This is a genomic window from Pseudomonas sp. G5(2012), from assembly GCF_000408945.1.
GTDB lineage: Bacteria > Pseudomonadota > Gammaproteobacteria > Pseudomonadales > Pseudomonadaceae > Aquipseudomonas > Aquipseudomonas umsongensis.
The window spans coordinates 15,320-30,366 of record NZ_APIO01000091.1 but is presented as its reverse complement, the minus strand read 5'-3'; the positions used below and the strand labels follow the sequence as shown (position 1 = coordinate 30,366).

The 15,047-nt window shown below is 58.7% G+C and carries 11 protein-coding genes; 10 read left to right on the top strand and 1 reads right to left on the bottom strand.

The window, feature by feature from the left end; translation table 11 throughout:
* Positions 1–149: 149 nt before the first annotated feature.
* On the bottom strand, positions 150–1,439 hold the full coding sequence (gene gltA / locus PG5_RS24490; protein ID WP_007959044.1) for a citrate synthase: 1,290 nt from the start codon (positions 1,437–1,439) through the stop codon (positions 150–152).
* Between the two features lie 363 nt (positions 1,440–1,802).
* On the opposite strand from gltA, the gene sdhC reads away from it, so the two are divergent.
* The 10 genes from sdhC (at position 1,803) to brnQ (ending at position 14,936) form a co-directional block, all read left to right on the top strand.
* A complete protein-coding gene (gene sdhC / locus PG5_RS24485) occupies positions 1,803–2,177 on the top strand; it encodes a succinate dehydrogenase, cytochrome b556 subunit (protein WP_042955706.1) in 375 nt (124 codons plus the stop codon).
* Complete coding sequence (sdhD, locus tag PG5_RS24480; RefSeq protein ID WP_020799806.1) at positions 2,171–2,539, top strand: succinate dehydrogenase, hydrophobic membrane anchor protein; 369 nt, start codon at positions 2,171–2,173, stop codon at positions 2,537–2,539. Before sdhC ends, sdhD begins: the two co-directional genes overlap by 7 nt.
* 3 nt (positions 2,540–2,542) lie before the next feature.
* Positions 2,543–4,315 (top strand): succinate dehydrogenase flavoprotein subunit, encoded by a 1,773-nt coding sequence (sdhA, locus tag PG5_RS24475; RefSeq protein WP_020799805.1) that lies wholly within the window; start codon positions 2,543–2,545, stop codon positions 4,313–4,315.
* Positions 4,316–4,326: 11 nt separating this feature from the next.
* Positions 4,327–5,031 carry a succinate dehydrogenase iron-sulfur subunit gene (locus PG5_RS24470; protein WP_008063297.1) on the top strand — a complete coding sequence of 235 codons (705 nt, stop codon included), beginning with the start codon at positions 4,327–4,329 and terminating at the stop codon, positions 5,029–5,031.
* Between the two features lie 253 nt (positions 5,032–5,284).
* Positions 5,285–8,116: a 2-oxoglutarate dehydrogenase E1 component gene (locus PG5_RS24465; protein WP_020799804.1), complete on the top strand. Its 2,832-nt coding sequence runs from the start codon at positions 5,285–5,287 to the stop codon at positions 8,114–8,116.
* Between the two features lie 42 nt (positions 8,117–8,158).
* A complete protein-coding gene (odhB, locus tag PG5_RS24460) occupies positions 8,159–9,379 on the top strand; it encodes a 2-oxoglutarate dehydrogenase complex dihydrolipoyllysine-residue succinyltransferase (RefSeq protein WP_020799803.1) in 1,221 nt (406 codons plus the stop codon).
* A gap of 98 nt (positions 9,380–9,477) precedes the next feature.
* On the top strand, positions 9,478–10,914 hold the full coding sequence (lpdA, locus tag PG5_RS24455) for a dihydrolipoyl dehydrogenase (RefSeq protein WP_020799802.1): 1,437 nt from the start codon (positions 9,478–9,480) through the stop codon (positions 10,912–10,914).
* A 337-nt stretch (positions 10,915–11,251) separates the two neighbouring features.
* Complete coding sequence (gene sucC / locus PG5_RS24450; RefSeq protein ID WP_007919879.1) at positions 11,252–12,418, top strand: ADP-forming succinate--CoA ligase subunit beta; 1,167 nt, start codon at positions 11,252–11,254, stop codon at positions 12,416–12,418.
* A complete protein-coding gene (gene sucD / locus PG5_RS24445) occupies positions 12,418–13,299 on the top strand; it encodes a succinate--CoA ligase subunit alpha (protein ID WP_007919877.1) in 882 nt (293 codons plus the stop codon). The genes sucC and sucD overlap by 1 nt, the downstream gene beginning before the upstream one ends.
* A 323-nt stretch (positions 13,300–13,622) precedes the next feature.
* Positions 13,623–14,936, top strand: a complete 1,314-nt coding sequence (gene brnQ, locus PG5_RS24440; RefSeq protein WP_020799801.1) for a branched-chain amino acid transport system II carrier protein — start codon at positions 13,623–13,625, stop codon at positions 14,934–14,936.
* Positions 14,937–15,047: the final 111 nt, after the last annotated feature.

Here is a 15,047-nt window from a genome sequence, read left to right as displayed (position 1 = left end):
GCGAAACCCTAAGTGGCCGTGACCGCAGGAATGGATATGTACCCAATCCCAACCCCAATCCCAAACAGCCACCATCGCCCAAACAAAAACGGCCCCTATATATAGAGGCCGTTCCCGGTACAACTCAACACGCTATTGCAAGACTGATCTTACTTGCGGTCTTCCAGCTTGGTGATGTCACGCGACTCGTAGCCGGTGTACAGCTGGCGCGGACGGCCGATCTTGTACGGGCTGGAGAGCATTTCTTTCCAGTGGGAGATCCAGCCCACGGTCCGCGCCAAGGCGAAGATCACGGTGAACATGCTGGTTGGAATGCCGATCGCCTTGAGGATGATCCCCGAGTAGAAGTCGACGTTCGGGTACAGCGAGCGTTCGATGAAGTACGGGTCGGTCAGGGCGATCTCTTCCAGGCGCATGGCCAGTTCGAGTTGCGGATCGTTCTGGATGCCCAGTTCCTTCAGTACTTCGTCGCAGGTCTGCTTCATCACAGTGGCGCGAGGGTCGCGGTTTTTGTAAACGCGGTGACCGAAGCCCATCAGCTTGAACGGATCGTTCTTGTCCTTGGCCTTGGCGATGAACTTGTCGATGTTCGAGACATCGCCGATTTCATCGAGCATGGTCAATACGGCTTCGTTCGCACCGCCGTGGGCAGGGCCCCACAGTGCGGCGATGCCGGCGGCGATACAGGCGAACGGGTTGGCACCCGAGGAGCCCGCCAGGCGCACGGTGGAAGTCGACGCGTTCTGCTCGTGGTCGGCATGGAGGATGAAGATCCGGTCCATGGCCTTGGCGAGTACCGGGCTGATCGGTTTGATCTCGCACGGGGTGTTGAACATCATGTGCAGGAAGTTTTCCGCGTACGACAGGTCGTTGCGCGGGTACATCATGGGTTGGCCCATGGAGTACTTGTAAACCATCGCTGCCAGGGTTGGCATCTTGGCAACCAGGCGGATCGCGGAGATTTCGCGATGCTGCGGGTTATTGATGTCCAGGGAGTCGTGGTAGAAGGCCGAGAGGGCGCCGACTACACCACACATGACGGCCATCGGGTGGGCGTCACGGCGGAAGCCGTTGAAGAAGGTCTTCAGCTGCTCGTGAACCATGGTGTGGTTCTTCACGGTGCCGACGAACTGGGCCTTTTGTTCTGCGGTCGGCAGTTCGCCGTTGAGCAGCAGGTAGCAGGTTTCCAGGTAGTCCGACTTTTCAGCCAGCTGTTCGATCGGGTAGCCGCGGTGCAGCAGGATGCCGTTGTCGCCGTCGATATAGGTGATCTTCGACTCGCAGGAAGCGGTCGACATGAAACCAGGGTCGAAAGTGAAGCGGCCCGTGGCCGTCAGGCCCCGAACATCGATAACATCGGGACCAACGGTGCCGGTTAAAATGGGCAGCTCGACGGGGGCTGCGCCCTCGATGATCAACTGCGCTTTTTTGTCAGCCATGTGGCCTCCTATTTATGCTTGAAATCATCAGACAGACCCCCCACGCAGGGCCCGCACCACTATAGTGAGATAAATTTGAATGTCAATTTGCCTAAAGTCTTGCTCCAGAAGGCTTTAACCCTACTTTTTTTTCGAAATTGACCGCCATTTACGCCTTTTATACGTGTTGCGCAATGCGCCGTTTTGGGAAGGTATGTCCGTTGTCATTAGTAGCCTAACTGTCTATACTCGGCCACCGACCGCCAAGGGCTTTTGGGCTTGCGTTATTGGGGGTCGCCTCCCTGGGTGGTGGTTACCTGACCAGTGCACTCCCCAACAACTTTGCCCTGATTGTTAGGGGCTCTTCAGTGTGAAAAAAAAGCCGTGAAAAGCCAACGACCTGTAAACCTAGACCTAAGGACCATCAAACTCCCAGTCACTGCTTACACGTCCATTCTTCACCGTATCTCCGGTGTCATCCTCTTCGTGTGCCTTGCCATCATGCTTTATGCATTGGACAAGTCGCTGAGTTCCGAGGAAGGCTTCGGTGAGGTGAAAGCGTGTCTGACCAGTCCGCTAGCCAAGCTAGTGATTTGGGGCATCCTGTCCGCCTTGCTGTATCACTTGGTTGCCGGTGTGCGCCACTTGATCATGGACATGGGCATCGGTGAGACGCTGGAAGGCGGCAAGCTGGGCTCGAAAATCGTTATCGCCGTTTCCGTGGTGGTAATCGTTCTGGCAGGAGTTTGGATATGGTAACTAACGTCACGAACCTCTCGCGTTCGGGCCTCTATGACTGGATGGCGCAACGTGTGTCTGCGGTCGTTCTCGCGGCTTACTTCATTTTCCTGATCGGATACCTCGCGGCGAACCCGGGTCTTGGCTATGACCAATGGCACGCGCTCTTCGCCAACAACTGGATGCGTATCTTCAGCCTGCTGGCCCTTGTTGCTCTGGGCGCTCACGCCTGGGTCGGTATGTGGACCATCGCGACCGACTACCTGACGCCGATGGCGTTCGGCAAGTCCGCGACGGCTATACGTTTCCTCTTCCAGGCAGTATGCGGCGTTGCGATGTTCGCTTACTTCGTCTGGGGCGTGCAGATTCTCTGGGGTATCTGATTCATGGCTAACATTCCAACGATTTCTTTCGACGCCATCATTATTGGTGGTGGCGGTGCCGGCATGCGCGCAGCGCTGCAACTGGCGCAAGGCGGTCACAAGACTGCGGTAATCACCAAGGTTTTCCCGACCCGTTCGCACACTGTATCCGCCCAGGGCGGCATCACCTGCGCCATCGCGTCCGCCGACCCGAACGATGACTGGCGCTGGCACATGTACGATACCGTCAAGGGTTCCGACTACATCGGTGACCAGGACGCTATCGAATACATGTGTCAGGAAGGCCCGGCCGCCGTTTTCGAGCTGGACCACATGGGTCTGCCGTTCTCGCGTACCGAAACCGGCCGTATCTACCAGCGTCCGTTCGGCGGTCAGTCCAAGGACTACGGTAAAGGCGGCCAGGCTGCCCGTACCTGCGCTGCGTCCGACCGTACCGGTCACGCGCTGCTGCACACCCTTTATCAGGGCAACCTGAAAGCCGGTACCACGTTCCTGAACGAGTACTACGCTGTTGACCTGGTGAAAAACCAGGCCGGCGAATTCGTCGGCGTTATCGCCATCTGCATCGAAACCGGCGAAACCACCTACATCCGTGCCAAGGCTACCGTTCTGGCAACCGGCGGTGCAGGTCGTATCTACGCGTCCACCACCAACGCCCTGATCAACACCGGCGACGGTGTCGGCATGGCCCTGCGTGCTGGCGTACCGGTACAAGACATCGAAATGTGGCAGTTCCACCCGACCGGCATCGCCGGCGCCGGCGTACTGGTAACCGAAGGTTGCCGTGGTGAAGGTGGATACCTGATCAACAAGCACGGCGAGCGTTTCATGGAGCGTTATGCTCCGAACGCCAAGGACCTTGCCGGTCGTGACGTTGTGGCTCGTTCGATGGTTAAAGAAATCATCGCCGGTAACGGCTGTGGCCCGAACGGCGACCACGTGATGCTCAAGCTCGACCACCTGGGCGAGGAAGTGCTGCACAGCCGTCTGCCAGGCATCTGCGAGCTGTCGAAGACTTTCGCGCACGTTGACCCGGTGGTTGCTCCGGTTCCGGTTGTTCCTACCTGCCACTACATGATGGGCGGCGTTGCCACCAACATTCATGGCCAGGCGATCACCCAGGACGCCGACGGCGTAGACACCATCATCCCGGGCCTGTTCGCTGTAGGCGAAGTGGCTTGCGTATCGGTTCACGGCGCCAACCGCCTGGGCGGCAACTCGCTGCTCGACCTGGTGGTCTTCGGCCGTGCTGCCGGCCTGCACCTGGAAAAGGCGCTGACCGACGGTATCGAGTACGACGACGCCACCGAAGCCGACATCACCGCGGCCTTGTCGCGCCTGTCCGCCCTGAACGAGCGTACCGATGGCGAAGACGTGGCAACCCTGCGTCGCGAGCTGCAAAACTGCATGCAGAACTACTTCGGTGTATTCCGTACCGGCGAATACATGCAGAAGGGTATTGCCCAGCTGGCTGACCTGCGCAAGCGCATCGCCAACGTCAAGATCAACGACAAGTCGCAGGCGTTCAACACTGCGCGTATCGAAGCTCTGGAACTGCAGAACCTGCTGGAAGTGGCTGAAGCTACCGCCATCGCTGCCGAAGTACGTAAAGAGTCCCGCGGTGCTCACGCCCGTGAAGACTTCGAAGATCGTGACGATGAAAACTGGCTGTGCCACACCCTGTACTTCCCGGGTGAGAAGCGCGTTGCCAAGCGTGCTGTGAACTTCTCGCCGAAGACGGTTCCGACTTTTGAACCTAAGATTCGGACTTATTAAGGGTGGCCGCCATGTTGCAAGTCAGTGTTTATCGTTACAACCCTGATCAGGACGCTGCGCCGTTCATGCAGGAATTCCAGGTTGATACCGGTGGTAAAGACCTGATGGTGCTGGACGTACTGGCACTGATCAAAGAGCAGGACGAAGGTTTCTCCTATCGTCGCTCTTGCCGTGAAGGTGTTTGCGGTTCCGACGGCATGAACATCAACGGCAAAAACGGCCTGGCGTGCGTTACGCCGCTGTCCGCCGTCGTAAAAGGTAACAAGCTGATCGTTCGTCCTCTGCCAGGTTTGCCGGTTATCCGTGACCTGGTCGTCGATATGAGCATCTTCTACAAGCAATACGAAAAGGTTAAGCCTTACCTGCAGAACGACACGCCGGCTCCGGCCATCGAGCGTCTGCAGTCCCCTGAAGAGCGTGAAAAGCTCGACGGTCTGTACGAGTGCATCCTGTGCGCCTGCTGCTCGACCTCGTGCCCGTCCTTCTGGTGGAACCCGGACAAGTTCCTGGGTCCAGCTGCACTGCTGCAAGCGTACCGCTTCCTGGCAGACAGCCGTGATACCAAGACGTCCGAGCGTCTGGCTTCGCTCGATGACCCGTTCAGCGTATTCCGCTGCCGCGGGATCATGAACTGCGTCAACGTATGTCCCAAAGGCCTGAACCCGACTAAGGCCATTGGTCACATCCGTAACATGCTGCTCTCCAGCGGCGTGTGATTCAGCTGATGTACCCGTTGTACCCGTAGATGCTGCGGCGCAGGCTTCAACCGGCGCCGTAGTTTTAACCTGAGCAGCAGCTTAAAAGGCTGCGGCTCTTATTTTGAAGAAATGAGACAAGCAGGGGCATCCGGGCTGGTACCCGGACTATCAGTGTGATCCTAGTGGCTTGTTTTGGTCGCTGCATTCGGACTTCTGCAAGTTTGCTCGGTGTCGACACCGGTGGTGTTCCCCTAACCGAGGGTGACCAAGCATGCAAGAAAGCGTGATGCAGCGCATGTGGAACAGCGCCTACCTATCCGGTAGTAACGCTGCCTATGTGGAAGAGCTCTACGAGCTCTACCTGCACGACCCTAACGCTGTGCCAGAAGAGTGGCGCACCTACTTCCAGAAGTTGCCTGCTGACGGCAACCCTGCCACCGATGTTTCGCACTCCACAATTCGCGATCATTTCGTCTTGCTGGCAAAGAACCAGCGCCGCGCCCAACCGGTTTCCGCCGGCAGCGTGAGCAGTGAGCACGAGAAGAAGCAAGTTGAAGTGCTGCGATTGATCCAGGCCTACCGTATGCGTGGCCACCAGGCAGCCCAGCTTGACCCGCTGGGGCTGTGGCAGCGTCCTGCACCTGCAGACCTGTCGATCAATCATTACGGCTTGACCAATGCCGATCTTGATACGACCTTCCGTGCCGGCGACCTGTTCATCGGCAAAGAGGAAGCGAGCCTACGCGAAATTCACGAAGCGTTGCAGCAGACATATTGCCGCACCATCGGCGCTGAATTTACGCACATCACCGATTCCGAGCAGCGCCAGTGGTTCCAGCAGCGTCTGGAAAGCGTGCGTGGTCGTCCGACGTACTCCGCCGACATCAAGAGCCACCTGCTCGAGCGCGTGACCGCCGGTGAAGGCCTGGAAAAATACCTGGGCACCAAATACCCGGGTACCAAGCGTTTCGGCCTGGAAGGCGGCGAAAGCCTGATTCCGATGCTCGACGAGCTGATCCAGCGTTCCGGTTCCTACGGTACCAAGGAAATCGTCATCGGCATGGCCCACCGTGGCCGTCTGAACGTACTGGTCAACACCTTCGGCAAGAACCCGCGCGAGCTGTTCGACGAGTTCGAAGGCAAGAAGAAGGTCGAGCTGGGTTCCGGTGACGTTAAATACCACCAGGGCTTCTCGTCCAACGTGATGACCACCGGCGGTGAAGTTCACCTGGCCATGGCGTTCAACCCGTCCCACCTGGAAATCGTTTCCCCGGTGGTCGAGGGTTCGGTGCGCGCCCGTCAGGATCGTCGTAACGACCTGACCGGTGAGAAAGTCCTGCCGATCTCCATCCACGGTGACGCGGCATTCGCCGGTCAAGGCGTGGTGATGGAAACCTTCCAGATGTCGCAGACCCGCGGTTTCAAGACCGGCGGTACCGTGCACATCGTGATCAACAACCAGGTCGGTTTCACCATCAGCAACCCGCTGGACTCGCGTTCCACCGAGTACGCCACCGACGTTGCGAAGATGATCCAGGCGCCGATCCTCCATGTGAATGGCGATGATCCGGAAGCCGTGTTGTTCGTGACCCAGCTGGCCATCGACTACCGCATGCAGTTCAAGCGTGACGTGGTGATCGACCTGGTCTGCTACCGTCGTCGCGGCCACAACGAGGCCGACGAGCCAAGCGGCACCCAGCCGATCATGTATCAGCAGATCACCAAGCAGCGCACTACCCGTGAGCTGTACGCTGATCGCCTGACCCAGGCCGGTGTACTGGACGCTGAACGTGTCCAGGCCAAGGTCGACGAGTACCGCAACGCGCTGGACAACGGTCTGCACGTCGTGAAATCGCTGGTCAAGGAACCGAACAAAGAGCTGTTCGTGGACTGGCGTCCGTATCTGGGCCACGCCTGGACTGCGCGTCACGACACGCGCTTCGACCTGAAGACCTTGCAGGAACTGTCCGCCAAGCTGCTGGAAATTCCGGAAGGCTTCGTGGTTCAGCGCCAGGTTGCCAAGATCTACGAAGACCGTCAGAAGATGCAAGCCGGCGGCCTGCCGATCAACTGGGGTTACGCCGAAACCATGGCGTACGCGACCCTGGCGTTCGAAGGTCACCCGATCCGCATGACCGGCCAGGACATCGGCCGCGGTACGTTCTCGCACCGTCATGCCGTGTTGCACAACCAGAAGGACGCGGGCACCTACATCCCGTTGCAGAACCTGTACGACGGTCAGCCACGCTTCGACCTGTACGACTCGTTCCTGTCCGAAGAAGCGGTACTGGCGTTCGAGTACGGTTACTCGACCACCACGCCGAACGCGCTGGTTATCTGGGAAGCCCAGTTCGGCGACTTCGCCAACGGCGCCCAGGTTGTAATCGACCAGTTCATCACCAGTGGCGAGCACAAGTGGGGCCGTCTGTGCGGTCTGACCATGCTGCTGCCGCACGGTTATGAAGGTCAGGGGCCGGAGCACTCCTCGGCTCGTCTGGAGCGTTACCTGCAGCTGTGCGCCGAGCACAACATCCAGGTGTGCATGCCAACGACGCCGGCACAGATCTACCACTTGCTGCGCCGTCAGGTGATTCGCCCGCTGCGCAAGCCACTGGTAGTCCTGACTCCGAAGTCGCTGCTGCGCCACAAGCTGGCCATCTCGACCCTGGAAGATCTGGCCGAAGGTTCCTTCCAGACCGTTATCCCGGAAATCGACGCCCAAGACCCGAAAAAGGTCGAGCGCGTTGTCCTGTGTAGCGGCAAGGTCTACTACGACCTGCTGGAAAAACGCCGTGCCGAAGGCCGTGACGATATCGCCATCGTGCGTATCGAGCAGCTGTACCCATTTCCTGAGGACGACTTGAAAGAAGTCCTGGCTCCCTACACCAACGCCAAGCATGCCGTTTGGTGCCAGGAAGAGCCGATGAACCAGGGCGCGTGGTACTGCAGCCAACACCACATGCGTCGCAGCATCAGCAACCTCAACAAGTCTCTCGTACTCGAGTACGCGGGCCGCGAGGCTTCTGCTGCACCGGCATGCGGTTACGCATCGATGCACGCCGAACAGCAGGAACAACTGCTGCAAGACGCCTTTACTGTTTAACGCCTTCGCGCACCTGAAACCGAATTTAAGGAACCACAGATAATGGCTATCGAGATCAAAGCCCCCACTTTCCCGGAATCGGTTGCCGATGGCACCGTTGCCACCTGGCACAAAAAACCGGGCGACGCGGTCAAGCGCGACGAACTGATCGTCGACATCGAAACCGATAAAGTCGTACTCGAAGTGTTGGCTACCGCTGACGGCGTGCTGGGCGCTATCGTCAAGAACGAAGGCGACACCGTTCTGTCCGACGAAGTCCTGGGCTCCATCGAAGCGGGCGGCGCTGCTGCCGCTCCAGCTGCTGCGGCTCCTGCCGCCGCTGCCCAGGCTGCTGCCCCTGCCGCCGAAGGCGAAGACGATCCTGTTGCTGCACCGGCTGCGCGCAAGCTGGCTGAAGAAAACGGCATCAACATCGCTTCCGTTGCCGGCACTGGCAAAGGCGGTCGCGTGACCAAGGAAGACGTGGTTGCAGCCGTTGCTGCCAAGAAAGCCGCTCCGGCTGCCGCGCCTGCCAAGGCTGCCGCACCTGCCGCTGCTGCTCCGGTGTTCGCTGCCGGCGATCGCATCGAGAAGCGTGTACCGATGACCCGCGTGCGGGCCACCGTTGCCAAGCGCCTGGTCGAAGCCCAGTCGAACATGGCGATGCTGACCACGTTCAACGAAGTCGACATGACCGAAGTCATGGCGCTGCGTTCGAAGTACAAGGATCTGTTCGAGAAGTCCCACAACGGCGTGCGCCTGGGCTTCATGTCCTTCTTCGTGAAAGCGGCCACCGAAGCGCTGAAACGCTTCCCGGCTGTCAACGCCTCGATCGACGGCGCTGACATCGTTTACCACGGCTACGCTGACGTCGGCGTTGCGGTTTCCAGCGATCGCGGCCTGGTTGTTCCGGTTCTGCGTAACGCCGAACTGATGAGCCTGGCTGAAATCGAAGGCGGCATCGCCACCTTCGGCAAGAAAGCCCGCGACGGCAAACTGTCGATGGACGAAATGACCGGTGGTACCTTCACCATCACCAACGGCGGTACCTTCGGTTCGATGATGTCGACCCCGATCGTCAACCCGCCACAAGCAGCCATCCTGGGCATGCACAACATCATCCAGCGTCCTATGGCCATCAACGGCCAGGTCGTTATCCGTCCGATGATGTACCTGGCCCTGTCCTACGATCACCGTCTGATCGATGGCAAAGAAGCTGTGACTTTCCTGGTGACCATCAAGAACCTGCTGGAAGATCCGGCTCGTCTGTTGCTGGATATCTGATAGAAGCAGTCGCGAGCTGCAAGCCCAGGCTGTCGGAAAACCCGCAGCCTGGCTTGTCGCTTGCGGCTTCAAGCTTTTCGCTAAAGAGGATTTTTTGAATGTCGCAGAAATTTGACGTAGTAGTGATCGGCGCGGGCCCTGGCGGCTACGTAGCTGCCATCAAGGCCGCTCAGTTGGGCCTCAGCACTGCCTGCATCGAGAAGTACACCGACAAGGATGACAAACTGGCTCTGGGCGGTACTTGCCTGAACGTCGGCTGCATTCCGTCCAAGGCGCTGCTGGACAGCTCCTGGAAGTACAAGGAAGCCAAAGAAGGCTTCGCGATCCACGGTATCAACCACGCTGGCGTGACCATGGACGTGCCAGCAATGGTCGGCCGTAAAGCCACCATCGTCAAAGGCCTGACCTCCGGTGTTGCAACCCTGTTCAAAGCCAACGGTGTGACCTCCATCCAGGGTCACGGCAAGCTGCTGGCCGGCAAGAAAGTTGAAGTCACCAAGCCTGACGGTTCGGTAGAAGTCATCGAAGCCGAGAACGTGATCCTGGCTCCAGGTTCGCGTCCGATCGACATTCCACCGGCTCCGGTCGACCAGAATGTGATCGTCGATTCCACCGGCGCCCTGGAATTCCAATCCGTACCAAAACGCCTGGGCGTAATCGGCGCTGGCGTGATCGGTCTGGAGCTGGGTTCGGTCTGGTCGCGTCTGGGTGCAGAAGTGACTGTCCTGGAAGCCCTGGACACTTTCCTGATGGCCGCTGACGCAGCCGTTTCCAAGGAAGCGCTGAAAACCCTGACCAAGCAGGGCCTGGACATCAAGCTGGGCGCTCGCGTGACCGGCTCCAAAGTGAACGGCGACGAAGTCGTGGTGAACTACACCGATGCCAACGGCGAACAGAACATCACTTTCGACAAGCTGATCGTAGCCGTTGGTCGCCGTCCAGTGACCACTGATCTGCTGGCTGCCGACTGCGGCGTGACCCTGGACGAGCGCGGTTTCGTGCACGTCGACGATCACTGCGCCACCACCGTACCGGGCGTCTACGCCATCGGTGACGTGGTTCGCGGCATGATGCTGGCGCACAAGGCGTCGGAAGAAGGCATCATGGTTGTCGAGCGCATCAAGGGCCACAAGGCCCAGATGAACTATGATTTGATCCCTTCGGTTATTTATACTCACCCGGAAATCGCGTGGGTTGGTAAAACCGAGCAGGCCTTGAAAGCTGAAGGCGTTGAAGTTAACGTCGGCACCTTCCCGTTCGCAGCCTCCGGCCGTGCCATGGCTGCCAACGATACCGGTGGTTTCGTCAAGGTCATCGCAGATGCCAAGACAGACCGCGTATTGGGCGTCCACGTGATTGGCCCAAGCGCTGCCGAACTGGTTCAGCAGGGCGCGATCGGTATGGAATTCGGCACCAGCGCTGAAGACCTGGGCATGATGGTTTTCTCCCATCCGACCCTGTCTGAAGCCTTGCACGAAGCTGCTTTGGCAGTGAATGGCGGCGCCATCCACATCGCCAACCGCAAGAAGCGTTGAAGGCTATGTGAAAACGTCGCGAGCGACGGAAAGACAAGGCAAAAACAGGTGAGAAAGCGGAGTTGACGTCAGTCAATGAGCATTTTGAACCTGTTTTTAACGCAGTATTTTCGAGCGCAGCAGTTTTCACATGTCTGAAAAGACAATAAGAAACCACGGCGGAGTGGCCCGTCGTGAGCCTTGCATGCAAGACTCACCGCGGAATATCCGCTGGACGCAGCCTTGCATGGCTGCACCGGTTGTCCGGAAAGGCCATGCAAGCAGCAGTCACAGGTGGTGCGGCACTTGAATGAGTGCAGCACCGAATGCGCAGTACCTAACGAAGACGGTAATAAGCATGAATCTTCACGAGTATCAGGGTAAGCAGCTGTTCGCTGAGTACGGCCTGCCAGTTTCCACCGGTTACGCGGTAGACACCCCGGAAGCAGCAGCAGAAGCTTGCGACAAGATCGGCGGCAGCGAGTGGGTTGTCAAAGCCCAGGTCCACGCCGGTGGTCGCGGTAAAGCGGGCGGCGTTAAGCTGGTTCGCAGCAAAGAAGACGCTAAAGCATTCGCACAGCAGTGGCTGGGCAAGCGTCTGGTGACTTACCAGACTGACGCCAATGGTCAGCCAGTCACCAAGATCCTGGTTGAATCGTGCACTGATATCGCTAAAGAGCTGTACCTGGGCGCTGTCGTTGACCGTTCGAGCCGTCGCATCGTGTTCATGGCTTCCACCGAAGGTGGCGTGGACATCGAGAAAATCGCTCACGACACTCCAGAAAAAATTCTGAAAGCCACTATCGATCCACTGGTTGGCGCTCAGCCATTCCAGGGTCGCGAGCTGGCATTCCAGCTGGGTCTGGAAGGCAAGCAGGTTGCTCAGTTCGCCAAGATCTTCGTTGGCCTGGCCAAACTGTTCAAGGATCACGACCTGGCCCTGCTGGAAGTGAACCCGCTGGTGATCAAGGCTGACGGCGATCTGCACTGCCTGGACGCCAAGATCAACATCGACGCCAACGCCATGTACCGTCAGCCTAAGCTGAAGACTTTCCACGATCCGTCGCAAGACGATCCGCGCGAAGCGCACGCTGCCAAGTTCGAACTGAACTACGTAGCGCTGGAAGGCAACATCGGTTGCATGGTCAACGGTGCTGGCCTGGCCATGGGTACCATGGACATCGTCAACCTGCATGGCGGCAAGCCAGCCAACTTCCTCGACGTGGGCGGCGGTGCTACCAAAGAACGCGTTACCGAAGCGTTCAAGATCATTCTGTCCGACACCAACGTCGCTGCAGTACTGGTTAACATCTTCGGCGGCATCGTTCGTTGCGACATGATTGCCGAAGGCATCATTGGCGCCGTGAAAGAAGTCGGCGTGAAAATCCCGGTTGTTGTTCGCCTTGAAGGCAACAACGCTGAGCTGGGCGCTAAAGTACTGGCAGAAAGCGGTTTGAACATCATCGCTGCTACCAGCCTGACCGACGCTGCTCAACAAGTTGTCAAAGCTGCGGAGGGCAAATAATGAGCGTCCTGATCAATAAAGACACCAAAGTTATCTGCCAGGGTATTACCGGTTCGCAAGGTAGTTTCCACACCCAGCAAGCCATCGAGTACGGCACCAAGATGGTGGGTGGTGTAACTCCAGGCAAAGGCGGCACCGAGCACCTGGGCCTGCCAGTGTTCAACACCGTGAAAGACGCTGTAGCTGCCACTGGCGCCACCGCCAGCGTGATCTACGTTCCGGCTCCTTTCTGCAAGGACTCGATCCTGGAAGCTGCTTTCGGCGGCATCAAGCTGATCGTGTGCATCACCGAAGGCATTCCTACCCTGGACATGCTGGACGCTAAAGTTAAGTGCGACGAGCTGGGCGTAGTCCTGATCGGCCCTAACTGCCCAGGCGTGATCACCCCAGGCGAATGCAAGATCGGCATCATGCCAGGTCACATTCACTTGCCAGGCAAGGTCGGTATCGTTTCCCGTTCCGGCACCCTGACCTACGAAGCTGTGAAGCAGACAACTGACGCCGGTTTCGGTCAGTCGACTTGCGTCGGCATCGGTGGTGACCCGATCCCGGGTTCGAACTTCATCGACATCCTGAAGCTGTTCCAGGAAGACCCGAAGACCGAAGCGATCGTGATGATCGGCGAGATCGGCGGTTCGGCTGAAGAAGAAGCGGCTGCCTACATCAAGGCACACGTGACCAAGCCGGTTGTTTCCTACATCGCTGGTGTGACTGCTCCTCCGGGCAAGCGCATGGGCCATGCTGGCGCAATCATCTCTGGCGGCAAAGGCACTGCAGACGAGAAATTCGCTGCTCTGCAAGACGCAGGCGTTAAAACCGTGCGTTCGCTGGCAGACATCGGCAAGGCCCTGGCCGAGCTGACCGGTTGGGCTGTCAAGTAAGCCTCGCGCTTAGCTGACGCTTCACCAAACAAAGGCCACCTTCGGGTGGCCTTTGTCGTTTGTGGCTGATCGTTCCCACGATCTGGGTCGGGGCGGGAAAATTAAGTATGTAAACGCGACATGGAAACGTCGTGTATCGGATAGTTCGCCCTCAAACAGTGCGTTTGTCGCCCAAATTCGTTAGGCTACGCGCCATTTTTGCGTCCGCGCCCACAAGGCTGCAACGCGCTTAAAGGGTTGGCCCCATACGGACCGACAGCATTTCCCTCACCCATAGGGAAATCCCTCTCTAAATTCCGATTCAGTAGTGTGGTATTTCCTTAATGAAAGTGTTGAAAGGCCAGGACATCCTGGCACTTGGTTTTATGACGTTTGCCCTGTTCGTCGGGGCTGGCAACATCATCTTCCCGCCTATCGTCGGTTTGCAGTCCGGGCCTCATGTCTGGATGGCGGCACTGGGCTTCCTGATCACCGCAGTGGGCCTGCCCGTGGTCACTGTCGTTGCCCTGGCCAAGGTCGGTGGCGCCATGGATGCGCTGAGCAGCCCGATCGGCAAGATCGCCGGTGGCTTGCTGGCAGCAGCGTGCTACCTCGCTGTCGGCCCGCTGTTCGCCACGCCGCGTACCGCTACCGTGTCCTTTGAAGTCGGCCTGGCACCGCTGACCGGCGAAAGCCCACTGGCGTTGTTCCTCTACAGCTCGGTGTACTTCCTGGTGGTGTTCTTCATTTCGCTCTATCCGGGCCGCCTGCTGGATACCGTCGGGCGTTTCCTCGCACCGCTGAAGATCATCGCTTTGGCCGCGCTCGGCATCGCTGCGTTCGCTTTGCCCGCCGGTGATATCGGCCATGCTACGCCTGAGTACGTGGCGGCGCCGTTTTCCCAGGGGTTCATCAATGGTTACCTGACCATGGACACCCTCGGTGCGCTGGTGTTCGGCATCGTGATCGTCAATGCCATTCGCTCGCGCGGCGTCGAGTCGCCAGCGCTGATCACCCGCTACGCGATCATTGCCGGCTTGATCGCCGGCGTGGGCCTGGCATTGGTGTACATCAGCCTGTTCCGCCTGGGCTCGGGCAGCCATGAAGTGGCGGCTGGCGCTACCAACGGCGCGGCGGTCTTGCACGCCTACGTACAACACACCTTCGGTTCGCTGGGCAGCGGATTCCTTGCGGTGCTGATTTCCCTGGCGTGCCTGGTGACCGCTGTTGGCCTGACCTGCGCCTGCGCCGAATACTTCAGCCGTGTGCTGCCACTGTCCTACAAGACGCTGGTGATTATCCTCGCGGCGTTCTCGCTGCTGGTGTCCAACCTGGGCCTGACCAAGCTGATCGCGTTCTCGATCCCTGTCCTGACCGCGATCTACCCGCCGTGCATCGCCTTGGTGGCCCTGAGCTTCTGCAAGGACTTCTGGCATGAACAAGGGCGCATTGTCGGCCCGGTGATGCTGGTGTCGTTCATCTTCGGCCTGATCGACGCGCTTAAGGGCGCGGGTCTGGCGGACTGGATGCCGACGCAACTGGCGCACTTGCCACTCAGCGAGCAGGGCCTGGCCTGGCTGGTGCCTTCGGTGATGACCCTGGTGGTTGCCGTGGTTTGCGATCGCCTGCTGGGCAAGCGCGAAGAAGCGTTGGCTTAAGCTTTACCGGCCCGCCACAAGCGGGCCTGTAAACGACACAGAAATGCCCCGTATCAATCGATACGGGGCATTTTTTTATGGGGTGATGCGGTGTCTTTTCTCCTGCGCTAA